Annotated in this window: 24 protein-coding genes and 1 riboswitch; of the genes, 20 read left to right on the top strand and 4 right to left on the bottom strand. The window is 35.7% G+C overall.

Features of this window, described 5'->3' with window-relative positions; genetic code table 11:
• Positions 1–51: 51 nt before the first annotated feature.
• The 6 genes from EQ827_RS03950 (at position 52) to EQ827_RS03925 (ending at position 5,372) form a co-directional block, all read left to right on the top strand.
• A complete protein-coding gene (locus EQ827_RS03950) occupies positions 52–948 on the top strand; it encodes an ABC transporter ATP-binding protein (protein WP_181189688.1) in 897 nt (298 codons plus the stop codon).
• Positions 941–2,158, top strand: a complete 1,218-nt coding sequence (locus EQ827_RS03945; protein WP_181189687.1) for an ABC transporter permease — start codon at positions 941–943, stop codon at positions 2,156–2,158. The genes EQ827_RS03950 and EQ827_RS03945 overlap by 8 nt, the downstream gene beginning before the upstream one ends.
• Before the next feature lie 181 nt (positions 2,159–2,339).
• Complete coding sequence (locus tag EQ827_RS03940) at positions 2,340–3,686, top strand: threonine/serine exporter family protein (protein ID WP_181189686.1); 1,347 nt, start codon at positions 2,340–2,342, stop codon at positions 3,684–3,686.
• Between the two features lie 8 nt (positions 3,687–3,694).
• Positions 3,695–4,531 carry a CPBP family intramembrane glutamic endopeptidase gene (locus tag EQ827_RS03935; protein WP_181189685.1) on the top strand — a complete coding sequence of 279 codons (837 nt, stop codon included), beginning with the start codon at positions 3,695–3,697 and terminating at the stop codon, positions 4,529–4,531.
• A 79-nt stretch (positions 4,532–4,610) separates the two neighbouring features.
• Positions 4,611–5,132 (top strand): hypothetical protein, encoded by a 522-nt coding sequence (locus EQ827_RS03930; protein WP_181189684.1) that lies wholly within the window; start codon positions 4,611–4,613, stop codon positions 5,130–5,132.
• Positions 5,133–5,141: 9 nt separating this feature from the next.
• On the top strand, positions 5,142–5,372 hold the full coding sequence (locus EQ827_RS03925; protein WP_181189683.1) for a helix-turn-helix domain-containing protein: 231 nt from the start codon (positions 5,142–5,144) through the stop codon (positions 5,370–5,372).
• Between the two features lie 53 nt (positions 5,373–5,425).
• Here EQ827_RS03925 and EQ827_RS03920 read toward each other — a convergent pair whose 3' ends face one another.
• Both EQ827_RS03920 and EQ827_RS03915 read right to left on the bottom strand, forming a co-directional pair.
• The gene (locus tag EQ827_RS03920; RefSeq protein ID WP_181189682.1) at positions 5,426–6,601 is read right to left on the bottom strand and encodes an amidohydrolase; all 1,176 of its coding nucleotides are present in this window, start codon (positions 6,599–6,601) and stop codon (positions 5,426–5,428) included.
• Positions 6,602–6,618: 17 nt separating this feature from the next.
• Positions 6,619–7,806, bottom strand: coding sequence for a metal-dependent hydrolase family protein (locus EQ827_RS03915; protein ID WP_181189681.1), 1,188 nt, complete (start codon positions 7,804–7,806; stop codon positions 6,619–6,621).
• 159 nt (positions 7,807–7,965) lie between these two features.
• Here EQ827_RS03915 and EQ827_RS03910 point away from each other — a divergent pair, with 159 nt between their 5' ends.
• From EQ827_RS03910 to EQ827_RS03895, 4 genes are all read left to right on the top strand, one after another.
• Positions 7,966–9,159, top strand: a complete 1,194-nt coding sequence (locus EQ827_RS03910) for a hypothetical protein (RefSeq protein ID WP_181189680.1) — start codon at positions 7,966–7,968, stop codon at positions 9,157–9,159.
• A 193-nt stretch (positions 9,160–9,352) separates the two neighbouring features.
• The gene (locus EQ827_RS03905) at positions 9,353–9,958 is read left to right on the top strand and encodes a TetR/AcrR family transcriptional regulator (protein ID WP_181189679.1); all 606 of its coding nucleotides are present in this window, start codon (positions 9,353–9,355) and stop codon (positions 9,956–9,958) included.
• Positions 9,959–9,961: 3 nt separating this feature from the next.
• Positions 9,962–11,032 (top strand): FtsX-like permease family protein, encoded by a 1,071-nt coding sequence (locus EQ827_RS03900; protein WP_181189678.1) that lies wholly within the window; start codon positions 9,962–9,964, stop codon positions 11,030–11,032.
• The gene (locus EQ827_RS03895) at positions 11,033–11,707 is read left to right on the top strand and encodes an ABC transporter ATP-binding protein (RefSeq protein ID WP_181189677.1); all 675 of its coding nucleotides are present in this window, start codon (positions 11,033–11,035) and stop codon (positions 11,705–11,707) included.
• A gap of 81 nt (positions 11,708–11,788) precedes the next feature.
• On the opposite strand, the gene EQ827_RS03890 is transcribed toward EQ827_RS03895, so the two are convergent.
• A complete protein-coding gene (locus tag EQ827_RS03890; protein WP_181189676.1) occupies positions 11,789–12,757 on the bottom strand; it encodes an asparaginase in 969 nt (322 codons plus the stop codon).
• An 80-nt stretch (positions 12,758–12,837) separates the two neighbouring features.
• A riboswitch (THF riboswitch) is annotated at positions 12,838–12,939 on the top strand.
• A 33-nt stretch (positions 12,940–12,972) separates the two neighbouring features.
• Between EQ827_RS03890 and EQ827_RS03885 the strand changes: the two genes are divergently transcribed.
• The 7 genes from EQ827_RS03885 to EQ827_RS03855 all read left to right on the top strand — a co-directional run bounded on the left by EQ827_RS03885 (position 12,973) and on the right by EQ827_RS03855 (position 18,730).
• Positions 12,973–13,482, top strand: a complete 510-nt coding sequence (locus EQ827_RS03885; protein ID WP_181189675.1) for a folate family ECF transporter S component — start codon at positions 12,973–12,975, stop codon at positions 13,480–13,482.
• A gap of 106 nt (positions 13,483–13,588) precedes the next feature.
• Positions 13,589–14,311, top strand: coding sequence for a tRNA (adenosine(37)-N6)-threonylcarbamoyltransferase complex dimerization subunit type 1 TsaB (gene tsaB / locus EQ827_RS03880; RefSeq protein ID WP_181189674.1), 723 nt, complete (start codon positions 13,589–13,591; stop codon positions 14,309–14,311).
• A 9-nt stretch (positions 14,312–14,320) separates the two neighbouring features.
• Positions 14,321–15,343, top strand: coding sequence for a tRNA (adenosine(37)-N6)-threonylcarbamoyltransferase complex transferase subunit TsaD (tsaD, locus tag EQ827_RS03875; RefSeq protein WP_181189673.1), 1,023 nt, complete (start codon positions 14,321–14,323; stop codon positions 15,341–15,343).
• Positions 15,344–15,469: 126 nt separating this feature from the next.
• Positions 15,470–16,447, top strand: a complete 978-nt coding sequence (locus tag EQ827_RS03870; RefSeq protein ID WP_181189672.1) for a mannose/fructose/sorbose PTS transporter subunit IIA — start codon at positions 15,470–15,472, stop codon at positions 16,445–16,447.
• Positions 16,448–16,469: 22 nt separating this feature from the next.
• Positions 16,470–17,279 (top strand): PTS mannose/fructose/sorbose transporter subunit IIC, encoded by an 810-nt coding sequence (locus EQ827_RS03865; protein WP_181189671.1) that lies wholly within the window; start codon positions 16,470–16,472, stop codon positions 17,277–17,279.
• Between the two features lie 16 nt (positions 17,280–17,295).
• Positions 17,296–18,207 (top strand): PTS system mannose/fructose/sorbose family transporter subunit IID, encoded by a 912-nt coding sequence (locus EQ827_RS03860; protein ID WP_181189670.1) that lies wholly within the window; start codon positions 17,296–17,298, stop codon positions 18,205–18,207.
• 151 nt (positions 18,208–18,358) lie between these two features.
• Complete coding sequence (locus EQ827_RS03855; RefSeq protein ID WP_181189669.1) at positions 18,359–18,730, top strand: DUF956 family protein; 372 nt, start codon at positions 18,359–18,361, stop codon at positions 18,728–18,730.
• Between the two features lie 3 nt (positions 18,731–18,733).
• Here the strand turns inward: EQ827_RS03855 and EQ827_RS03850 are convergent, their stop codons facing one another.
• On the bottom strand, positions 18,734–20,656 hold the full coding sequence (locus tag EQ827_RS03850) for an ABC-F family ATP-binding cassette domain-containing protein (protein WP_181189668.1): 1,923 nt from the start codon (positions 20,654–20,656) through the stop codon (positions 18,734–18,736).
• Between the two features lie 117 nt (positions 20,657–20,773).
• Here EQ827_RS03850 and EQ827_RS03845 point away from each other — a divergent pair, with 117 nt between their 5' ends.
• From EQ827_RS03845 to EQ827_RS03835, 3 genes are read left to right on the top strand one after another with little or no spacing between them, the layout of a single operon-like run.
• Entirely contained in the window at positions 20,774–21,403 is a 630-nt protein-coding gene (locus tag EQ827_RS03845; protein WP_181189667.1) for a redox-sensing transcriptional repressor Rex, read from the top strand.
• 18 nt (positions 21,404–21,421) lie between these two features.
• The gene (locus EQ827_RS03840) at positions 21,422–22,396 is read left to right on the top strand and encodes a type I phosphomannose isomerase catalytic subunit (RefSeq protein ID WP_181189704.1); all 975 of its coding nucleotides are present in this window, start codon (positions 21,422–21,424) and stop codon (positions 22,394–22,396) included.
• A 24-nt stretch (positions 22,397–22,420) separates the two neighbouring features.
• The gene (locus EQ827_RS03835) at positions 22,421–24,322 is read left to right on the top strand and encodes an LTA synthase family protein (protein ID WP_181189666.1); all 1,902 of its coding nucleotides are present in this window, start codon (positions 22,421–22,423) and stop codon (positions 24,320–24,322) included.
• The last annotated feature ends 220 nt before the right edge of the window (positions 24,323–24,542 follow it).

Below are 24,542 nucleotides of genomic sequence, written 5' to 3'. Positions count from 1 at the left end.
TTGTATCTGGTAAAATTAAGAGTATTTAATACATATTCTGAGGAGGTCTTTATGCTTTCAATCGCACACTTAAGTAAGAAATTTGGAAATGTTCAAGCATTAGATGATGTTAATTTTGTCATTCAGCCTGGGCAAATAATGGGGTTAATTGGACAAAATGGTGCGGGAAAGACTACAACTTTTCATAGTATTTTGAATTTTATTCGTTATGATGGCCAAATTGCTTGGAAAAAGCAAAAAATTACGGAAGAAGTTTTTAATGAGATTGGATATTTGCCGGAAGAACGCAGCTTGATGCCAAAGCTAACAATTGAAGAACAGATCGTTTATCTGGCTCAATTAAAGGGCAAAACTGCCAAAGAAATTCGCCCACAAATTGATGATTGGTTAGAACGCTTTGCTGTAAAGGGCAAAAAGTCTGATAAAATTAAATCTTTGTCAAAAGGTAATCAACAAAAAGTGCAGCTGATCTGCACCTTAATACATCAACCACGCTTAATTATCTTAGATGAGCCTTTTAGTGGATTAGATCCTGTTAATTCTGATCTTTTAAAGCAAGCAGTATTAGCAGCTAAACAACAGCAAGCGACAATCATCTTTTCTAGTCATGATATGGCTAATGTGGAAGAAATTTGTGATACCTTACTCATGCTCAAGAATGGTCATGTAGTTTTAAATGGTGAATTAGAGACAGTGCGTAATTCTTTTGGCAAAACGCAAATCTATGTTAAAACTCCCAAAACCCAAGAGCAACTTCAACAGCTGCCACATGTGCAGTCCGTTATTCATCAAAAGGGTCAAGAATATCTGCTGCAAATTGCTGATGAAACTCATGGTCCCGAAGTTTTTGCGGCATTAACTAACGGCCACTATATTGAAGAATTTCGGCAACAGCCGCCAACTTTAGATGAAATTTTTCGGATGGAAGCAGGTGCAGATAATGAATAAATTATGGATTGTAGTTAAACATACCTATTTCCAACAAATTAAGACTTGGTCATTTTTAATTTTAATCTTGGGTCCTTTTTTATTTGTGGGTATCAGTGCCTTGAGCGGGTTTGTAAGTAATAATGCGTCTGAAGATAAGGTGGCTGTGGTGAGTAAGCAGCCGCAATTACGTCAGCAATTTATTAAGGAGTATTCCCAATCAATTGATTCGAAAATTAAAACCGTCAAAGTAGCACAACATAAATTTGCTAAAAAAGATATAGATGGTTATCTCACTTTAAATTTACAAGATAACCAAATTAGGGCGGTTTATCATGGCAATCAAGAACCAGATTCAGAATTTGAACAAGCGGTTAAGGGATATCTGCAGAGAATCCAAATCCAACTTAATATGCAACAGGCACAATTATCTTCTACGCAAATCCAACATTTACAACAACAGCCACATTATCAAAAAGTTATTGCTAAAAATAAACAGGGCGAAAAAATAATTAAATTAATGGCTTTTTATCTTATAATTTTTGTATTTATGATGATAACTTTGAATTATTCTAGTGTTACAGCCCAAGATATTGCGACAGAAAAGGGTACAAAAATTATGGAAATTATTTTTTCCAGCACTCAAGCCAACAAATATTTTTTCGGCAAAATTTTAGGAATATTTTTAGTTGTCCTTACACAATTAGTCATTTATCTATTTGGAGGCTGGGGTGGATATGTTTGGGCGCAACATGTTCCAGTGACAGCAGCTTTTATGAAAGACAACCAGCAAATGATTAACAAAATTATTGGCAGTTTGTTAAACATTAATTTGCTATTTATGTTATTAGGAATAATACTCTATATTATTCTAGCGGCTTTCGCAGGAGCACTCGTGGTAAAAGCTGAAGATTCTTCTAAAGCAGCGCAATCCATAAGTTATTTAGCATTCTTTGCTATGATTTTAGCGTTGGTCTTTCAAAGCCATCCTGAGCAACCCTTAGCTAAAATTTTATCTTATGTACCATTTATTTCTTCTTATATTATGCCCGTTAGAATTATCAATGGTGCAGTCAGCAATTTAGAAATAGGGATTTCTTTAGTGATTTTAATTGTCAGTATTGTGGTGTTTATGCTCTACATTAGTAAAATCTATCAAGGTGTTATACTTCAAACTGATGATACTAATTTTTGGAAGAGATTTAAACGGGGATTATCCTATCATCGCTAAAATGAGGTATAAATTGCAGACTTTTGCTTTGTGATAGTTGTTAATGTTCATATATTATTAAATTAAGAGGTTAAGACAATTTTTTTGTCCCTCTTTTTTTATTTATTTTTGAAAACTTTTCTTAAATAATGCTAAGATAAATGCTGTGTGTCACTTTATATTTGTAGGAGGCAACATTTTTATGACAGAAGATCGAGCAAAGCCGCAGTTTCATCTTTCTAAAAAGCATCACATGACTATTCATTGGAAAGATTATATAACTGATGACAATATTAGTGCGACTGAAGCTAGCATTAATGAACGTTCAGGAGTAGTAGGACGAGTGGGGATTATGCTTTTGTCGTGTGGCACAGGTGCTTGGCGGGTAAGAGATGCTATGAATACCGTAGCACGAGCTTTAAATCTGACTTGCTCAGCAGAAGTTGGTCTTTTAACCATTTCTTACACTTGTTTTAGCCAAAATTTAAGTCATTCGCAAGTTTTAACCTTACCTAAAAGCGGCGTCAATACTGACAAATTGAGTCAAATGGAAAATTTTGTCAATAATTTTAATCTTGAGTGTCGACATTTAACAATTCGACAGATACATTTGCAGTTAGACAAAATTCAGCATCGTCCAGGTCATTATTCAGCTGGACAGGCGGCTTTGGCGGCAGCCATCGCCTGCAGTGCCTTTGTTTTTTTACTTGGCGGTGGTTTAGTTGAAATGTTGTGTTGCTTTGTGGGAGCAGGAATGGGCAACTTGATCCGTAAAGAAATGACTAATCGCAGTATTACTTTATTGGCTGATATTTCTGTAAGTGTAGCGGTTGCTTGTCTAGCTTATTTAGGGTGCTTTAAGTTATTGGAAGTGTTCTTTGGTATTTCATTACAGCATGAAGCTGGCTATATTGGAGCGATGTTGTTTGTGATACCCGGTTTTCCTTTTATTACCAGCATGCTAGACATGTCAAAATTAGATATGAAGTCGGGACTGGAACGCTTAGCTTATGCTTTGACAATTATTATTACTGCTACTTTAGTGGGGTGGTTAGTGGCTCTCACAGTTCATTTACGTCCTAAAAATTTTTTGCCATTAAATTTGAGTCCCCTTTTAATGTTGTTATTACGTTTACCAGCTAGCTTTTTTGGTGTATATGGATTTTCTATTATGTTTAATAGTCCGCGCAAGATGGCCTTTTGGGCGGGGATATTAGGAGCTTTAGGTAACACTTTACGTTTGGAACTGGTTGACTTGACTCATATTCCAGCTGGAGCTGCAGCCTTTGCGGGAGCGTTTTTAGCAGGGATTTTAGCATCAGCTGTCAATAAAAAACATGGCTATCCGCGGATTTCTCTAACTGTTCCCGCGATTGTTATTATGATACCGGGATTATATATTTATCGGGGCGTTTATAGTATCGGTATTAATGCTATTGGTGTTGGTGCTTTGTGGCTGTCCAAGGCTGCGATGATTATCATGTTTATTCCTTTAGGATTATTCGTTGCGCGGGTTTTGCTGGATAAAAAATGGCGCTATTGTGATTAGGAGCGATTATGAAAAAATTAGATTTTAGGTTAATTATAAAAACCTTAATAAAGATTTTTTTAATGACATTCGTCTGGCTGTTGGTTTCAGAAATTGCTGGCGATATCATCTTAAGTATTAATCATAGATCAGAGAATTGGTTCACGATGGTATGTGAACTAATGCTAGAAATAGTTGCTATTGGTTTAATGTATCTAGCTTATGAAAAACATCCTCAAATTTGGGCTTTTCCTAAAGAGAATTGGCACCATCAATACTTCCAAGGTTTTGGTTTGGGAATTTTCTGGTTTGCACTTGCTTGGCTAACATGTGTATTTTTAGGCGGTTTTAAGGTGCAGTGGATTTTTAAATTTAATAATTTGGGGTGGCTGATTTTATTTTTAGTTGGCTTTATGATTCAAAGCATGTTTGAAGAGTTATTATGTCGGGGTTACGTAATGGGTAAGCTATTAGAACTACATTTGCCTAAAACTGCTCTCATCTTTAATTCTTTATTATTTATGTTTATGCACATTGGTAACGATGGGTTTAGCTGGCTAGCAGTTTTAGATTTATTATTTTTTGCTTTGACGATGTCTTTAATCCGCTTGCAAACACAGAACCTTTGGTTTGTGGGTTCATTTCATGCTGCGTGGAATTTTGCTGAAGGGGTGTTATTTGGCACTTCAGTTTCAGGGACTCCTAAGCAAGCAATTGTTTTTAATTCTATTACTGTTCCACATAAATACTTAAGTAATGGTGGAATTTTTGGGGTTGAAGGCAGTTTGGTAAGTGTTATTTTTGATGGTATTTTATTATTAATAGTAGGATATATTTTTTATCATAGACAAGTGCAAAAATTTTAAAAGCAATCACTATATTATTGTTTTACAATATTTAAATTGTTTGCTACAATAATGAAAACAATAAAGGGATGTGGCTGTTATGAAAGTAATCTCCCAGCTGATTTTAAAATTTTTATTAGTGCTAGCATTTCTGACTGAAGCAGTCGCTATTATTAGTGGAGCGGGAATTGCAGCAGTAGTACTGGTTAAATTTATCAAGCCTTCACTGGTTCATCTGCATGTTGATATTTATGATATTCAAGTCACTGATAAATTATTTGCAGCTGATTTTGGTACTTTTTTGATGTTGCTGATATTAGCCTTGTTATTACTAATAAGCCTTGGTCTGGGTGCAAATTCTTTGCGACAGCTGATTTTTAAAATTCTGCATAAACAATACTTTACCGTAACCAATTTACGTTTAGTGCGCTTAATTTTAGGATGTAGTGGAATGGTCGTAGCAACTCAAATACTATGGCAATTAGAATTACTGCTCCATAATGAGTCTTTAAAATTATCTAATTTAGGGTTAATGTTAATTGTGACAGCAATTATTTATGTTTTAGAGCTGTTATTTGCTCACGGTGTTCAGTTACAATTAGATAACGAATCTTTAATTTAGGTAGGTACAATGATAAAAGTAAATTTAACTAAAGTGATGTTTGATCGTCAGATTTCTTCAAAAGAGTTAGCTCAAAGAATTGGTATTACTCCAGCTAACTTGTCCATTTTAAAGACCGGCAAGGCCCATGGCGTTCGCTTTAATACCTTGGAAAAGCTCTGTGCTGTCTTACAATGTCAACCTGGCGATATTTTAGAATATGTTCCAGACAAACAAAACCCCATCAATAAGTTGAATTGATGGGGTTTTGTTGACTTTGGATAAATTTATAGCAAATAAAAATATTTTGTTAATTATCCCTTTAAAAATTCTAAGACACTGGCGACTTCAGTTTTAACGCCATTAATTAAGGCTTTTTCATCAATAATAAATTTGGGGCTGTGATTAGAATATGGATAGCCTTCTTCAGCGTTTCCGCCACCCAAAAGGAAGAAGCAAAGGGGAGCAACCTTACCATAAGCAGAAAAATCTTCACTAGCACTCATCATAGTTCCATTTGGAACCATTTCTTTGGGTAAGACCTTTAGAGCACTATTTTTAACTAATTGTGAAAGCTTTGGATCATTTACAACGGCAGCATAGGCAAATTGATAGTTTAAATCATAAGTAGCACCATAGGTATCGCAGGTATTTTTAATGATTTTTTTAACTCGCGCAGCAATTGCTTGTCGGGTAGCTTCATTAATGGTTCGTACTGAGCCGCCAATAAAAGCAGTATCAGGTAAAACATTAACAGCAACGCCTGAATGAAATTCACCTACTGTAACTACATTTAAGTCTTTAGGAGGAGTGAAGCGAGAAGTTACTGTATGCAATTGATTAATGATTTCAGTTCCTACCGTAATAGGATCTATACCTTCTTGGGGCATTGATCCGTGGCTGCCGCGGCCTTGGATAGTGAGCTCAAAGGCATCTGCTCCTGTAGTTGCAGGTCCGTCTACCACAACATTGACACTACCAGATTTTAAACCATTCATAATGTGTAAGCCGATAACTGCACCTAAGTCATGTAATTGGCCACTAGCAACAATTTCTTGCGCGCCCCCAGGAACTTGCTCTTCACCAGGCTGAAAAATCACTTGAACACTTCCGTGCAGCTGAGAACGCAAATTCATTAAGACTTTGATACTTGCCAGCAAAATTGCTGTGTGCGTATCATGTCCGCAAGCCTGCATAACTCCCTTATTTTCTGAGGAAAACTCTAGGTTGGTTTCTTCTGTGACAGGTAGGCCATCAATATCCGCTCTTAATAAAATTTTTGGTCCCGGATAATCACCAACAATAGTTCCTAAAACGCTGGTGGGTGTGGGTTGCGTAATCTCAATAGGTCCAAACGATTTCAAAATTTCGATAATGTGGGCACTAGTTTTAAATTCCTTAAAAGATAATTCTGGATATTTATGAAAATGGCGGCGCCATTCAATCATTTGGGTTTGTGGAATAAGTTGAAACCAAGACTGTTCTTCCATTATTTGTTTTGCTCCTTTTAATAAACGCGCTGGCCTTTTTTGTAAACAGCTTTGTCAGCTTGTTGTAAAGCCTTAATATCTTCTAGTGGATTATTATCTAATACCAAGAAGTCAGCATACTTATTAGGCTCAAGAGTGCCATATTCAGAATCAATTTTCATTAATTTAGATGAATTACGACATGAGGTTAATAGAGCCTCATAATTGCTAAAGCCATGCTCAACCATTAATTCTAATTCGACTGGAGTCATGGAAAAATCATTAAAAGGTGTACCTGCGTCAGTTCCTAAAGTGATTGCTACACCGCGCTCATGAGCATGGGCAATATTTTTACATAAATCATCTAGTGCATCGGCAGCCTTTTTTATTTCCCAATCGGGTAAGATGCCATGTCCATATTCGGGGATTGCCCAATCAGCAACAATAGTTGGTGTTAAATATGTCTTTTGTTGTAACATTAAATCAATTTCTTCATCATTAACATAAAAGCCATGCTCAATAGAATCTACGCCGGCCTTAATAGCATTTAAAATTCCGGGATTGCCTTCGGCGTGGGCTGCTACAATGTTATCTTTGTGATGTGCTTCGTCTACGGCTGCTTGGATTTCGGCTATACTTAGTTGAGGATCATCCATAAAATCATTTTTGGTCATCACACCACCGGTCGCCATAACCTTAATTGCTTTAGCACCAATCTTTTGTCCTTGACGAACAGCCTTGCGCATTTCATCAGGAGAATCAACTAAGTGTCCAAAATTAGGAAAATCACCGTGGCCGCCAGTCATAGAATAGGGACGTCCAGAAGGTAAAATTTCGGGTGCTTTTTCAATAAGGCCCTCAGCAATTAGCTGACTTAAAGTGATATCAATATCATAAGTACTGCCGCATTCACGAATGTAAGTTACACCTGATTTTAAAAGTGTGTGTAAATTCATAACTGCTCTTACAGTAGATGCAATAACATTAGCGCTTGTTCCTCCATCACCAGTTGCGGGATCCATAGTGATGTGAGTATGGCAATTAATAAGACCTGGCATTACATATTTATTAGCTAAATCGACTTTTTGATCAGCTGCTGGAGGATTGCTAGTGCTGGAATCAGTAATCTTTCCTGTTTGATTATCAACTAACATCCATGCTTGTGGTTGTAGTTCTTCTTTATTTCCTGTAAATAATGAAAAATTAAAAAAAAGGGTTTTAGTCATAAAAAATCTCCTTAGTATTAAATGTTTTTAATTAAATATAATAATAATGATTGCTAGAGATAAAGTCAATTTTATTTTAAAAAGTTGTTGACTTATCACTGAAAAATCGATATGATTACGTTAATTTTTTTTAATATTATTAACAGTGAGGGCTTGTCTATGCAATTTATAATCGCATTTTTGGTGGTAATGTTCTTCTTAATGTTAGGTGAGTGGGTTTCTTCATTGACCCATACCTATATTCCTTCAGTTTTTATAACAGCTGCATTATTCGTTTTGGGATTTTGGACGATTTTACCCAAAGACATTGTTGCAACTGCATCTTTTGGCAATAACTTTAGTGCGATTTGCGTCGGCTTGCTGCTTGTTCATTTAGGAACTTTAATGAGTCTTAAAGAACTCTTACAGCAGTGGCGGGCAGTCTGCATAGCTTTATTAGGGGTCTGCGGTACATTGATTTTAACTTTAACTGTGGGCTCATGGATTTTTAATTGGCAGACGGTAGTCGCAGCTGTGCCACCTTTGACGGGGGGATTAGTTTCTGCTTTATTGATGACAAGCGGTTTGAAAGCCCAAGGAATTCAATATTTAGTAGCTTTGCCTGTGTCAATGTTTGTTTTTCATTCACTCTTTGGATATCCGCTAATTTCTTGGCTTTTAAAGCAAGAAGGCCGGCGTTTAGCTAATGAATATCAACAATGTCAAGTTGAAGTATCGTCTTTGACAGATAATAATGGAGACGTTGCTGCACAGGAAAACAATATTTTTAAAAACCTACCACAAAAATATCAAACTGCTGCCTTTATTTTATTTAAAGTTGCTCTGATTGCTCTGTTAAGTAATTGGGTTTCTGTTTTGCTGAAAACTAGCTTGCATATTGATCTCAATTCAAATGTAATTTGCTTAGTTTTTGGGGTATTGGCTCATCAGTTTGGTTTTTTGGAAGCTGATGTTTTAAATAAAGCTGGCGTCTTTAACTGGTTAATGTATGGCTTATTAGCTTACATTTTTGCTCAATTGAGTATTACCACGCCTCACCAAATGGGGACAATTATTGTGCAAATTCTGGTATTGATAGTTCTGGGATTAATAGGGATGTTTATTGCTTCTAGTGTGTTGGCTAAACCCTTTAAAATGACTTGGCAAATGGCCTATGCTTGTTCGCTTACAGCATTATGTGGCTTTCCAGCGGACTACATTATTACATCTGAAGTTTCTCATGAAGTTGCCAATAGTAAGGAAGAAGAAGCTTATCTTTTGGATAATATGATGCCCAAAATGTTAGTTGGTGGCTTTGCAACAGTATCGGTAGCTTCTATTATTATTGCCTCAATTTTCTTGAAATTATTATAATTATCTGAACAATAAGATTAATTTTACGGAGTAAATATTGCTCCGTTTTTTTATGCTTTTAAAAGCTGTTATGATTATGAAAGTTTTTAGTAGTTGTAATTGCTACTTGTTTTTCTAAAAAATTTTATTTAAAATTGACAGTGTGTCACATTAACAGTTTGTAGGATTTTAATAATTAGAAATGGAGAGAAAAATGGTAAGTACAACGTTTCTTAATTTAAAGGATGACAAGCGTCAACGAATTATGCGGGCGCTTTTAACAGAATTTTCTCATTATCCACTACCCCAGGCTCAAGTAGCTCGGATTGTTGAACAAGCGCAAATTGCACGTGGTTCTTTTTATAAATATTTTACAGATTTGATTGATGCTTATGTATACGTTTTACGAAAAGCCTTAGTGCAGATTCATAGTAATTTATCTGAAGAATTAAAGCTAACCTCGCAAGATTCACTAATGGATTTTTGTAATTATACAAGTAGTTTTGCCCTTCAATTAAAAAAATCGCCATGCCGAGAATTTTATCGGTTATTTTGGCAGGAAAATCAATACTATCTCCAAACTCAAGGAATTAAGCTACCTACAGAATTTCAAAGCCTGCAGCAAGTTCCCTTAAGAATTAATAACCATCTATTAAAGAATCGCCATCAAAATCAAGTTCTTATAGAATTATTGCATGAAATAGGACATGCGACTATCAAAAAAATTCTTAATGGACAAAATCCAACCCAAGTTTTGCAGGATATGCAACTAGTTGTAAAAATTATTAGAGCGGGATTACGCTATGAAGAGGAGATATAAAGAATGTTTTTAGCAATTAAGGAAATGAAGCACAATAAATTTCGTTATACGCTCATTGTCATGATGATTATGTTAATTAGTTACTTGATTTTTATTTTAACCAGTTTAGCGACCGGTTTGGCGGATGCTAATCGACAGGCCATCGATACTTGGCACGCGCAAACAATTGTGTTAAATGCCGATGCTGATGGTACTTTGAGAAAGTCCAGTCTGACCACCAAGCAAGCACAACAAATTGGTCAAATAACTTCAAAAGCCGCTTTAGGGGAGCTGGGAGTGACGGCTGTTAAAACTCAAACTCACCATAAGATAGCAGGTGAATTATTAGGAATTAATAAATCTGAATTTATATATCACCAGTTAAAAACCAGCTCTGGACATAAGTTCAAACATAATTTTGAAGCGGTAGTCGATCAAAGCTTTGCCAATAAGGACTATCATCTGGGAGACCGGATTAAAGTCGCTGACAATCTGCCCAAACTTAAGATTGTCGGCTTTACTACAAAAGCTCAGCTAAGTGTGGCTCCAGTTATTTATACTTCTTTATCTACTTGGCGGCAAATAAAGTTTGGTGGTGTGCCTATTGCTTATAGTAGCGCGATTGTGCTGAAGAACAATTCTCATCTAAAACTAGATTCTACTCTTGAGCAATTAAGTATGGCTCAATTTATTAAAAAATTACCGGGTTATCAGGCCCAAAATTTAACTTTTGAATTTATGATTGGATTTTTATTGATTATTACCTTAATTATTATCGCGATTTTTTTGTATATTTTAACAATTCAAAAGTTACCTACTTTTGCAGTCTTGAAAGCTCAAGGAATTCCGACCGGATATTTGCTTAAAAATACTGTTACTCAGGCTTTACTGATTACAGTGGCAGGATTAGTCTGTGGAATAATCTTAGGTATATTAACGGAGATAGCCATGCCAGCCGCTGTACCGATGAGTTTTAATTATCCACTCTTATTAGCGGCAGCTTTGGCTTTATTGATTATGTCCTTATTAGGATCTTTAATTCCAACACGCACCATCAAAAAAATTGATCCAGCAGCAATGATTGGAGGTAATTAAATGGTAGCCATCATGATGAAACACGTTACCAAAACTTATGGACATGATCTCAGTAAAGTGCAAGCTCTCCAAGATATTGATTTTCAAGCTGACTTTGGGCAATTGATTGGAGTAGTGGGTCCGTCAGGATCAGGGAAAAGCACTTTTTTAGAAATTGTCGGAGGCCTTTTAACTCCGACATCTGGGACAATAAAAATTGATAACCAAAGTTATCAAGACTTGTCTGCCTCACAACGTGAAAATCTTCGTCTAAATAAAATTGGTTTTGTATTGCAAGCTTACAACCTAGTTCCATATTTAACGATTAGTGAACAATTTGAATTAGTTAAGCATGTTAAAAAAACAGCTAACATGACCGCAAATGAATTTCAGCAGGTTATTCAACGTTTACAAATTGATCCCTTATTAGATAAATATCCCGAAACTTTGTCCGGAGGTCAGCAACAACGGGCGGCGATTGCGCGGGCATTATTTGCTAATCCACAAATAATATTGGCCGATGAACCAACAGCTGCTTTAGATACTAAGCGAGCTTTTGAAGTGATGGAGATTTTTCGTGATTTAGCTCATAGTACTAAGAAAACAATTATTGTAGTTACTCACGATACGCGTTTAGAAAAATATGTTGATCAACTATATAACATTAATGATGGCAAAATGGAATTTGTACAATAAAAGTTACGCGCTATCAAAAAGCCTGGGGCAATAGTTACCCTAGGCTTTTTTATTTAATTTTTATACTAACTAGTTTTAAATTTAAGCATTAATATAATGAGCTAGTTTTTCCCCTGATAATCCAGCACTTAAACCCACTAGTAATTTAATTCGGGCTTTGGGACCGTTTAGGCCACGGCAAAAAGTGATTCCCATTTTTTGAAGATTAACGCCGCCACCTTCATAATCATAGACCGGTTCAGCAATGCCATTAAAGCAACGTGACACTAAAATAATAGGGATTTGCCGTTGAAGCAATTTTTTAAGAGCAGGTAAAGTTTGTGGTGGTAAATTACCAGCACCTAAGGCCTCAATGACAATACCTTTAGTTGCCTCAGAATCTAGAGCTGCTAATAAGGTGCCATCCATCCCGGCATAAGCTTTAATGAGATAAATATTATTAACGATATTTGTGAGAGGCAAACATTGCCGAGCAATAGTATTTTGAACGTAGGCCACATGCCCATCAGAAATAATACCAATGGGACCAAAAGTTGGTGTCCGAAAAGTAGCTACATTTGTAGTATGAGTTTTGGTTACAAAGCGGGCGGCATGAATTTCATCGTTCATAACGACTACCACTCCTTTATTAACTGACTCCGGAGAACTAGCAACCATGACTGCTGAACGAAAGTTGTAAAGCCCGTCACTTCCAATTTCGTTAGAAGAACGCATTGCACCAGTGATAGCAACCGGCATTTTACTATCAAGTGTCAAATCTAAAAACATTGCTGTTTCTTCCAAAGTATCTGTTCCGTGTGTGATAACCGCACCAAAAAAACCTTCTGCTTGGGCCTGACGGAGACGAAGACTTAACTGAAGCATATGGTCTGGATCCATATGCGGCGAAGGTAAATTGAATATTTCTTCAGTAATTAATTCTAGATTAGCTTGATTTGATAAGGTTAAAGATGTTAACGGATTTTTTTCATTAGGCTTAACTTTACCGGTTTTATCCTCCGACATTGAAATAGTGCCGCCTGTATGCAAAATTAATATTTTTTTAGTCAATTGATTTACCACCCTTTTTCTAATTAAGCTGATTTTACCATTATCTTAATAATTTGTGATAAGGTTGTCACGTATTAAAATCTGGGGTAGGCAATAAAGCGTTAAGTTCTGGTGGAACGGAATGTGAACACCAGAAGAAAAGAAGTTCATCTTCTTGCGATTTTATAGCCGCATTCGCCACGATTAGTGGCAGCTCCACTAAGGGGATGCTGAAAATGAACAAGATTCAATCAATGAGCAAAACTATGTCTCTCACATGGTTGGCGGTGTTAATGGCTTTACAAATGGTGTTAGGCCGCATTCATGTAGGGCCTAGTTTTTTGAAGGTAGGCTTTGGCTTTATTGCAACAGCCTTAATTGGTTACTATTTTGGTCCGTATAAATCAATGTTAGTAGGATTTATCAGTGATGTAGTTACTAATTCATTATTTCCAGATGGAGTATTTTTCTGGGGTTTCACTCTCTCTGCTATAGTAGGAGGATTTATTTATGGAGGGATGCTTTATCAAAAACCAATCACCATTAAACGCATTTTTCTTACAACTTTGATTGTTATTTTAGTAGTTGATCTAGGATTAAATACTTGGTGGGTTAGTATTTTAGGTAAAATTGAATTTACAGCAATGTTTTGGGTTCGAATTTGGAAAGAAATATTATTTATACCAATTCAAACAATTATTTTAACAACAGTCTTCAAATGGCTAAAACAGCATAATTTTGATTAGTTTAGACTCTAACTAACCACTTCCAGAGCGCAAGCTCTTTTTTATTGGTTGAAAATAGTTTCTCATAATAAATGTGCTACAATATGAAAGGAATAAGGAGAAAAACATGAAATTATTAGCAATTGATACTTCGAATGCGCCTTTAATTGTAGCCGCTGCACATGATAACAAGATTTTGGCTCAGTTTAGCAATATCAATCAAAAGGCCCATAGTGCCGACTTGATGCCGGCTATTCAGACAGTTACTAAACAGGCTGGCTGGCAGCCCAATGAGATTGATCGTTTTGTTGTGGCTCAAGGTCCAGGGTCATTTACAGGTGTAAGAATTGCAGTGACGGCAGCTAAAATGTTGGCTTGGACTTTAAATAAAGAGCTTGTAGGAATTTCTAGTCTGCAGGCTTGGGCGAGAAATGTTCATGAGCAGCCTGGGTTAGTTGTACCATTTTTTGATGCACGGCATCAAAATGTATTTGCCGGAGTTTATCAGTTGAATCAGCATGATGAACTAACCAATATAATTCCTGACCAACATATCAATATGAATAATTTATTATTAGAACTGCAAAAATATAATGAACCAGTTTATTTTTTGGGTAATAATCTGCTTGATTATCGTGATTTAATTACACAAGCTTTAAAACAGCGGGCCATTATTTTAAATGATCAACAGCCGGATGTAGCTTCTTTAATTACTTTAGGGCTGCAAGCTGATTTAGTAAGGGACTTAAATGCTTTTAGTCCTACTTATTTGCGTCAGACCCAGGCAGAAATGGTCTGGGCAAAAGATCATCCTCAAGTATCAACAACCAATTACGTGGAAGATGTGTAAGGAGAGAAAATGGCAAAAGATGTTTTAATTTTAGCTTTTGAAAGCAGCTGTGATGAAACTAGTGTTGCAGTTGTAAAAAATGGCCGTGAAGTTTTGTCTAATATTATTGCAACGCAAATTAAAAGCCATCAGCGTTTTGGCGGAGTTGTCCCGGAAGTTGCCAGCCGTCATCATGTACAACAAATTATTCACTGTACAGACTTAGCTTTAAAACAAGCTCAGGTTGCTTATGAAGATTTGGCGGCAGTGGCGGTGACTTATGGCCCTGGACTAGTAGGCTCTTTATTAATTGGCTTGATGGGTGCCAAAGCTATCAGTTGGGCTCATGACTTACCTTTAATTGGGGTGAATCATTTAGCCGGTCATATTTATGCTGCAAATTTGGTAACACCGATTAAATATCCTGCCATGGCATTAGTAGTTTCTGGCGGTCATACAGAATTGGTTCGTGTTAGTGCACCGGGGGACTTTGTAATTCTTGGTGATACCCGTGATGATGCAGTTGGTGAGGCTTTTGACAAAGTGGGACGAATGTTAGGTGTTAATTATCCTGCTGGTAAAACCATTGATCAATGGGCTCAAATAGGTCAGGATACTTTTAATTTTCCACGAGCCATGCTAGAAGAAGATAACTTAGATTTTAGTTTTAGTGGTATTAAAAGTGCAGTTATTAATACTATTCATCATGCCGACCAAATTGGGCAAACTTTAAATAAAAAAGATATTGCTGCCAGTTTTCAAGCTGATGTGATTGATATTTTGGTTACAAAAACAAAGTGGGCCTTAGAAAAATATCCTGCGCAACAACTGATTGTGGCTGGTGGAGTTGCGGCTAATTCGGGTTTGCGCCAGCGTCTCCAGCAAGAATTTGCTCAACAATTAGAAGTTGTTTTTCCGCCTTTACGTTTGTGTGGTGATAATGCAGCTATGATTGGAGCTTTTGCCTATATTAAGTATCAAAAACATCAGTTTGCAACTTTAAATTTGAATGCTGATCCTAGCTTAGATTTTGATTATGAAACTTTGGAATAATGAATAAGTACTTTGCAAAACGCTAGTTTTGTGTTAACTTAAACAAGTTGGTTTAATGGGTTGTAATCAGATCTGCAACCGGTTTACCATGCTTGTTTTTTTATTAATTTTTTAAGGAGGGTAAAAATGGTTGGAATTGTAATTGCAAGCCATGGCAAGTTTGCCGAAGGTATTAAGCAGTCTGGTTCAATGATTTTTGGTGAACAAGAAAATGTTCAAGCAGTTACCTTTATGCCTAGTGAAGGGCCTGAGGATTTGCGGGCTCATTTAGAAGCCGCAGTTGCTAATTTAGATAGTGATGCTGAAGTTTTATTTTTAATCGACTTGTGGGGTGGTTCTCCGTTTAATCAGGCCAATGCCTTATTTGAAGAGCATAAAGATCAATGGGCAATTGTAACCGGTTTGAACCTGCCAATGCTGATTGAAGCCTATTCGGCAAGGATGTCAATGGATTCCGCTCAAGAAATAGCTCAGCATATCCTAGGAGAAGCTAAAAATGGTGTCAAAGTGCGGCCGGAAGAACTATTGCAGCAGCAGGCTGAAACTTCACAACATCAGCCGCAAGTTAGCAACGCTGGCGCACCTGGTAAAATGAAATATGTTTTAGCACGTATTGATTCCCGCTTACTTCATGGGCAAGTAGCAACTTCATGGACCAAAGAAACTAATCCTACGCGGATTATTGTAGTTTCTGATGCAGTAGCCAAAGATGAATTGCGGACTAATTTAATTAAGCAAGCCGCTCCAGTCGGAGTTAAGGCCCATGTGGTTCCGATTAAGCAAATGATTAAACTTGCTCAGGATGATCAGCATTTTGGAGGTCAGCGGGCATTATTATTATTTGAAACACCGCAAGATGCTTTGCGTGCAATTGAAGGTGGAGTACCTTTAAAGACTTTAAATGTGGGTTCCATGGCCCATTCTACTGGTAAGGTGCAGCCTAATAAGGTTTTAGCTTTTGACCAAGAAGATATTGACACTTTCAAAAAGTTAAAAGAATTGGGCATTCAATTTGATGTTCGTAAAGTTCCAGCAGATTCACAAGATAATCTGGATACAATTTTAAATAAAGCTCAAAGTGAACTAAATAAATTAAAAAATTAAAGAAAGTGTAGGAAAAAGTGCAATGCAGTTAAATTTTATTCAAATAATTTTGGTCCTCATTGTGGCATTTTTGGCTGGAATGGAAGGCATTTTGGATCAATTTCATTTTCATCAGCCAGTCATTGCTTGTACCTTAATTGGATTGGTTACAGGTGATTTAACTCCATGCTTGATTTTAGGAGGAGAATTACAGATGATTGCTCTGGGCTGGGCTAATATTGGCGCGGCAGTAGCTCCCGATGCAGCTTTAGCCTCTGTTGCTTCAGCGATTATTCTGGTACTTGGCGGCCAAGGCAAAGCAGGTGTTTCTACGGCGATTGCAATTGCTGTGCCTTTAGCAGTTGCGGGTTTATTACTTACTATTTTGGTCCGGACTTTAGCTACCGGAATTGCGCATATTATGGACGCTGCTGCTAAAGAAGGCAGTTTTCGTAAGATTGATTTTTGGCAGGCAATTGCCACGTGCTTACAAGGATTACGGATTGCCATTCCTGCTGGTTTGATTTTAGCTATTGGAGCTGGACCTGTAAGAGGATTATTGTCATTAATGCCTGCTTGGCTAACTGATGGCTTGGCTATTGGTGGTGGTTTAGTAGTTGCAGTCGGTTATGCAATGGTGATCAATATGATGGCTAGTCGCGAAGTATGGCCATTTTTTGCAATTGGTTTTGTTTTAGCAACTATTAAAGATCTTACCTTAATTGGTTTAGGAGCGATTGGGTTAGCATTGGCGTTAATTTACTTGGTATTATCTCAAAGCGGTGGCTCTGGTGATGGTAGCAGCAATAGCAACGTCGGTGATCCGGTTGGCGACATTATTGATAATTATTAGGAGATGACAAAAGACAATGGCAGATCAAGTCAAATTAACCAAAAAAGATCGGATTGCTGTTTGGTGGCGTTCAACTTTTTTGCAGGGTTCATGGAATTATGAGCGGATGCAAAACGGCGGTTTTGCTTATTCTTTAATCCCAGCTTTAAAAAAATTATATAAGACTAAAGAAGAGCGTTCCGCAGCTTTGACCCGGCATTTGGAATTTTTTAATACTCATCCTTACTTAGCTTCTCCAGTTTTAGGAGTTACTTTAGCTTTGGAAGAAGAGCGTTCCAACGGGGCTCCCATTGATGATGTTACTATTCAAGGTGTTAAGGTTGGAATGATGGGACCATTTGCTGGTATTGGAGATCCTGTGTTTTGGTTCACAGTTAAGCCCATTATTGGTTCTTTAGCAGCTTCTTTAGCAATGAGTGGGAATATTTTAGGGCCGATTATTTATTTTGTGGCTTGGAACTTAATTCGGATGTCTTTTATGTGGTATACCCAAGAGTTAGGTTATCGGGCTGGTTCTAAGATTACAGATGATTTATCTGGTAATCTATTACAGAACATTACTAAAGGGGCCTCGATTTTAGGGATGTTTATCTTAGGCTCATTGGTTAATCGCTGGGTAACAGTGAAATTTACGCCGGTAGTATCTAATGTTGCCTTAGATAAAAAAGCTTACATTCACTGGGATAAATTAGCAGCTGGCGGTAAGGGCATCCAACAAGCATTATTGCAGCAACAACAAGGTTTATCGCTTACAGCGCGTAAATTAACGACTCTTCAAGATAATTTAGATCAATTAATACCTGGTTTAGCGGGATTATTATTAACTTTCTTTTGTATGTGGTTATTGAAAAAGAAAGTTTCTCCAATAGTAATGATTTTAGGGTTATTTGTTTTAGGAGTTATTTTACATGTGCTCCATATCATGTAATAAAAAATAATTAAGATTCAAATCCGGAAAGGTGATTTCTGACCTTTGCGGATTTTATTTTGATTAATAATTGTTGCTTTGTGCTAGTTGTTTGGAATAATCGATATTTTAAGCTTATAATACGATTATTATTAATATTGGAGTTGTAATAATGGTACAATCAATTAATTCTACAGTTGATTTAACAATGAAGGCTACTTCACATCAGGGACTAGAAACTTATGGTCAAATTATGGTTGGCAATCATGGCTTTGAATTTTATGATGATCGCAATGTTCAAAATTATATTCAAATTCCATGGACAGAAGTGGAGTATGTAATCGTGTCACTTTTGTTCGGTGGTAAATGGATTCCACGTTTTGCCTTACAAACTAAGAAAAATGGACTTTTTACATTTTCAGCACGTGATCCTAAAAAAATACTCCGGGCAATTCGTAATTACATTGCACCGGAGAAAATTGTTCGTTCGTTAAGTTTTGGGCAAGTTTTAAAACGGACCCTGAAAAATATTTTTTCTCATTAATTATTATTCGATTAAAGCTGCCCATTGATCTTCGGCAGTCTTTTTTTGTTGATTTAATGCATCAATTTGTTGTTGCAAATCTTGAAGTTTAGTATAGCTGTTTAAATTTTCGGGAAGAATCATTTCTTGATTTAATGCGGCAATTTGTTGTTCGTAAGCATCAATTTGTTGCTCTAATTTAGAAATTTGCCGCTGTTTTTTGCGTTCTTGACGTTGTTGAGCTTTTGCCTGTTCATAGTTTTGATTAGCTGGCTGTTGTGATTTAGGATTTTGAGTTTGTGCAGCTGTTTGATTAGCAGCCTGTAAAGCTTGTGTTTCAGCTTTTTTATCCCGATAATAGTCATAATTGCCGAGGTAAATAGTACTAGATTGGGGTTCTAAATCTAAAATTTTAGTGGAAATTTGGTTTAATAAGTAACGATCATGGGAAACAAAGAGTACAGTGCCACTGAAATTTTTGAGTGCGTCTTCTAGTACTTCTTTACTTTGAATATCTAAGTGGTTTGTTGGTTCATCCATGATTAATAGATTGCTGTGTTCTAAAGCTAATTTACAAAGAGTTAAACGGGCTTTTTCACCACCAGAAAGGGAATGAACAATGTTAAAAACATCATCATCTTGAAAAAGAAATGACCCTAAAATACTGCGGATATCCTTTTCATCTAGTGTGGGGTGTTCGTCCCAAATTTCATGTAAGACATCTTTATTAGAGTTTAGCTGGTTGAGGGTTTGATCATAATAGCCGATATCTACATTAGTCCCCCAAGTGATGGTGCCGCTTAAGGGTGTCAGTTGCTTCATTAAAGTTTTGATTAAAGTAGATTTACCTACACCATTGGGGCCGATGATGCCTAAGCGTTCTTGTTTATTAAGATTGAAGTTAATATCTTGATTTAAGGGTTTATCGGGGTAACCAGTCTGTAGATCCTTAACTTTTAATACCTCATTACCACTCATTCGTTCGGGTGTAAAACGAAAATGGACTTGCTGATTATAAGCTTGAGGACGCTTTAAAACGTTCATTTTTTCTAATTGCTTGCGTCGGCTTTGTGCTTGCTTGGTTGTGGAAGCACGTACAATATTTTTTTGAATAAATTCTTCAGTTTTTTTAATTTGTTCCTGTTGTTTTTCGTAAGCTTTCCAAGCTAGTTGATAATTCTTTTCTCGCTGCTGTAAATATTTAGTATAATTCCCTTGATAATGTGTTAAGGTTTGCTGTTCTAAGGCATATATTTCATTAACGGTGTGATCCAAAAAATATTGGTCGTGCGAAACGATTAATAAAGCTCCTGCATAACTTTGTAAATATTTTTCTAACCAATTTAAAGTATCAATATCCAAGTGATTCGTTGGTTCATCTAACACCAATAAATCATGATGCTCTAATAATAACTTGGCAAATGATAGGCGTGATTGTTCACCACCAGACAAGTTTTCTGCTGGCTCATTCATGCGTTCTTCGCCAAAGCCAAAACCAGCTAAGACCGAACGAATTTCAGAACGATAACCATAGCCATTTTCATCTTTAAACTTAGTTTGTAATTGGTCATATTGAGTTAATAATCTTTGATATTGGGGTGTAGGGTCACTAGCTTGTGTAGCGATTTGTCGCTCTAACTCGTGCAAGCGGTGTTCATCGGCCTGTAGATATTGAAAAACAGCAGCCATTTCTTCATAAATGGAATTTCCAGATTTAAATTGCGGATTTTGGGCTAAATAACCAATACTAATATTATTTTTGTAGATCATTTTGCCTTCATTAGGCTCATTTTCTTGAATTATTATCTTTAAAAGTGTAGATTTGCCGGCACCATTAGGTCCAACTAGGCCAATTCGTGCTTGCTCGGCTATTTGAAAGTTAACTTGCGTAAATAAAACTTCGCCTCCGAAATTACGAGACAAATTATGACCTTGAACAATTAACAAAATAGTACTCCTTTATTTATTTTCTCATAAATTTATTCTAACATATTGACATTGTGATATTAAATGCGTAATACTGTAAATTATATAGCAAAAAATTCACAAGAGGAATGTTTAAATATGAAACAATATAAAATACCTAATGCAACTATTAAAAGATTACCCTTATACCATCGTTATTTTCAATTTTTAAAGGATTCTGATAAACAAAAAATATCGTCAACAGAATTAGCAGAAGCAGTACAAGTAGATAGTGCCACTATTCGCCGTGATTTTTCTTATTTTGGTTCTTTAGGCAAGAGAGGGTATGGCTATGAAGTGGAACCTATGCTTGAATTTTTTAAGAAATTATTAAATCAAGATAAGACATCTCAAGTAGCCTTAGTTGGTGTAGGGAATTTGGGTAATGCGCTTCTTAATTATAACTTTTCCCAAACTAATAACATCAAAATTGCAGTAGCTTTTGATAAAAATCCCCAACTGGTCGGGAAAACTATCAATAAAGTTCCGGTTTATGATACTAAAGAATTGGCAGCTACATTAAAGGAACAGCAAATCTCAGTGGCTATTTTAACAGTACCTGCTAAAAGCGCTCAAAAAGTAGCTGATGAATTAGTTCAAGCTGGGATTAAGGGAATTTTGAATTTCTCACCATTACGTCTCTCTACGCCACCAGCAGTGCGGGTTCACAATGTTGATTTAGCTAACGAACTGCAGACGTTGATTTATTTTTTGGATAACTATCGTTAGTTAAAGGAGAAAATCAAAATAATGGAACCCTTATTTTTAAAACCAGTTTTTCAAGAAAAAATTTGGGGAGGGCAAAAATTAGCTCAGGATTTTCATTACAAATTGCCCAACACTAAGATTGGTGAGTGCTGGGCAATTTCTGCTCATCCCCATGGTCCTTCCCAAGTGGAAAATGGGCCTTACGCTGGGAAATATCTTCATGAACTGTGGCAAGATTATCCGGAATTATTTGGTAATCCTCAAGGTCAAGTCTTTCCCCTATTAACTAAAATTTTAGATGCCGAAGCTAGCTTGTCAGTTCAAGTTCATCCTGATAATGCCTATGCTCAAGAACACGAAGGTGAACTGGGGAAAACTGAATGTTGGTATATTATTTCGGCTGAGCCTGATTCTTATCTTATTTATGGTCATAACGCTCAAAATAAGCAACAAATGATAGACATGATTGAAAATGGAGATTGGGAACATTTTCTCAAAAAATTACCAGTTCATGCGGGAGATTTTATTTTTGTACCTAGTGGTACTGTCCATGCCTTAAATAAAGGAATTGTTGCATTAGAAACACAACAGAGCAGTGATACTACCTATCGTTTGTATGACTATAATCGCGTTGATGCTAAAACTGGTAAAAAACGACAGCTTCATTTAAGACAGTCAGAAGAAACAATTACAGTTCCCTTTGTTGCGCCTCAGTTAGACATTAAAACGCAAAAGTTAGGTCCCAATACCATTACTAGCTATGTTCAGCCTCCTTTATCTCCATATTTTGCGGTATGGGGAATTAATATTCACACGGGGCACTTAAGCTTTACCCATCAATTGGGTAAATATACTCTATATTCAGTCATCAAGGGAAGTGGAACTTTAGAGGTTGACAACCGACATTATTCATTGCCTTTAGGCAGTCATTTTATTATTCCTGCACCAATTACCGCTTGGCAAATTTCTGGGGAAAATCTACAGTTAATTGCTTCAGAATCTACAGAAAAATAATGTTTAGAAAGTCAAGGTGTTAATTTGAAGTTTGATGTAATTAAAAAAATTAGTTTTCGTGTATTACAAGTATTACTAGTAATAACATTAGTCTATGGAACTTATTTTTTGTTACAATTAACAGCTGCTAAATATACAGAATGGGTTGATCATACTTATAAAGGCGTTTTACACATGATTAATCAAAATTTAATGGTAACTACCATTAATGAATTTATATTGCTACTTTTAGTTATTGCAATCATCTCAATTATAGGAGATTATTGGATAGGACTAGCCATATCAAGTGTTTTGTTTTTAATAGTTGGTTTTGTTAATTATCAAAAAATAGTATCCCGTTCAGAACCACTATTACCAGCTGATTTATTAATGACACGGTCAGCTGGCGGTTTATTAAAGATGGTTAGTAAGGGAGATATTCTGAAATTACTTTTTCTAATTATCTGTATTGTGGTAGGTTCTTTATATTTACGAAGATTGACACGTTCTTATATGATAATTAATCACAAAGTTATTTTTCCATTAAGGGCAATAATTATTTTCATAAGTATTATCACCTTTGGAGTTTTATTTCAGTCTGGTGATAAAAATTCCGTAATTGCACAGGAATTAGATAAATACTCACTTTTTAATAATGAGCATAATCAAACTTTTGCATATTACCGATTGGGATCAGCTTTAGGCTTTATTACTAATGTACATTCTAGTCCTATGCAGCGTCCTAAAGAATACAGTGAAGCTGAGATTAAAAGCATTGTTAAGCGTTATCAAAAAGGAGCAACTGTTAAAAAAGAAAATATTAAGCCTGTAAACATTGTTTATATACTAAATGAATCTTTAACTAATCCACAAACTACTCAAAAATTTTATCCAATCAGTGGACAGCAACCTCTAACTTATATAAATAATATTCTGCAATATCCTAAAATTAATCAAGCCAGTGGCTATATGATTTCTCCTGAATATGGTGGTGGAACTGCCAATATTGAGTTTGAAGCTAATACAGGCTTTTCAAATTATTTTCTTAATAACACTCCATATCAACATATTTTGCCTAAAAAAGATTATTTTCCAAGTATAATGCATTATTTGAATGATTATGGCTATAAATGTTTAGCATATCATCCATACTTAAGAACTATGTATATGCGACCTCAAGCATATCAGGCATTAGGAATTAATCAGTTTAAAGATGAGCAATTGTTAAAAAATTTAAAAAAGAGTTCTTTTGGTGAATATACTACTGATATTTCGACTTATCCTAATATTTATAACCAGCAAAATAAATCTCGTCAATTCAGTTTGGTTATTACAATGCAAAATCATATGCCCTATTTTGAAAATATGGGATCACAGAGTAATTTTAAGTTAGAACATCCCATTAATAATAACATTGGAAAAACTAATAAAATGCAGACTTATCTACAAGAACTGCATCAATCAGATCAGGCCTTTGCTCATTTAGTACAGCATTTTCAACATACTAAACAAAAAACAATAATTGTAATGTACGGTGACCATTATCCTGGTGATGGACTTTATGACAATATAAAGCAAAAAACATTAACTGTTCATGCTACTCCATTTGTGATGGTCGCAAATTTTCCACTAAAAAATAGTCATGTTGGGTATTTTTCTCCAAATTATATGTCATTAATTTTACTTCAGAAATTAGGATATCCATTAACACCATTTTACAATTTATTATCTAGATTATATAAAGAAATTCCGGTTTTGACTAAGACAATACAAATGCGGCAACAAAATAATAAAATTCATATTAATACTAATAGTAAAACAGAACCTAAAAATTATTTACAAAAACTCCAAGCTTATAAAGATTATCAGTTGATTGAATATGATATGACCTATGGAAAGAGATATGCACAAAAATACCACTTTTTTTCTTTACCATCACATTCGTAGAGATGCTAAATTTCAGTTACTAATTAGTCTAAATTGAAACTAATTTTAATTCAACGTAGATTCTATAATTAATGCTGTTCGGATAATTATAGAATCTTGGATAAATATAAAAATTACGCGTGGTGCTAGTTAATAATTCTTGAATAAAAAAGCCTGAATAGGCTACACTTTAGTCATCTGCTACTAAAGAAGTGAAACCTATGTCAGACCAACTTAAGTG

It is taken from the genome of Bombilactobacillus bombi (genome assembly GCF_013607485.1).
In the GTDB taxonomy this organism is placed as follows: domain Bacteria; phylum Bacillota; class Bacilli; order Lactobacillales; family Lactobacillaceae; genus Bombilactobacillus; species Bombilactobacillus bombi_A.
This window is presented reverse-complemented; position numbering and strand designations above follow the sequence as displayed.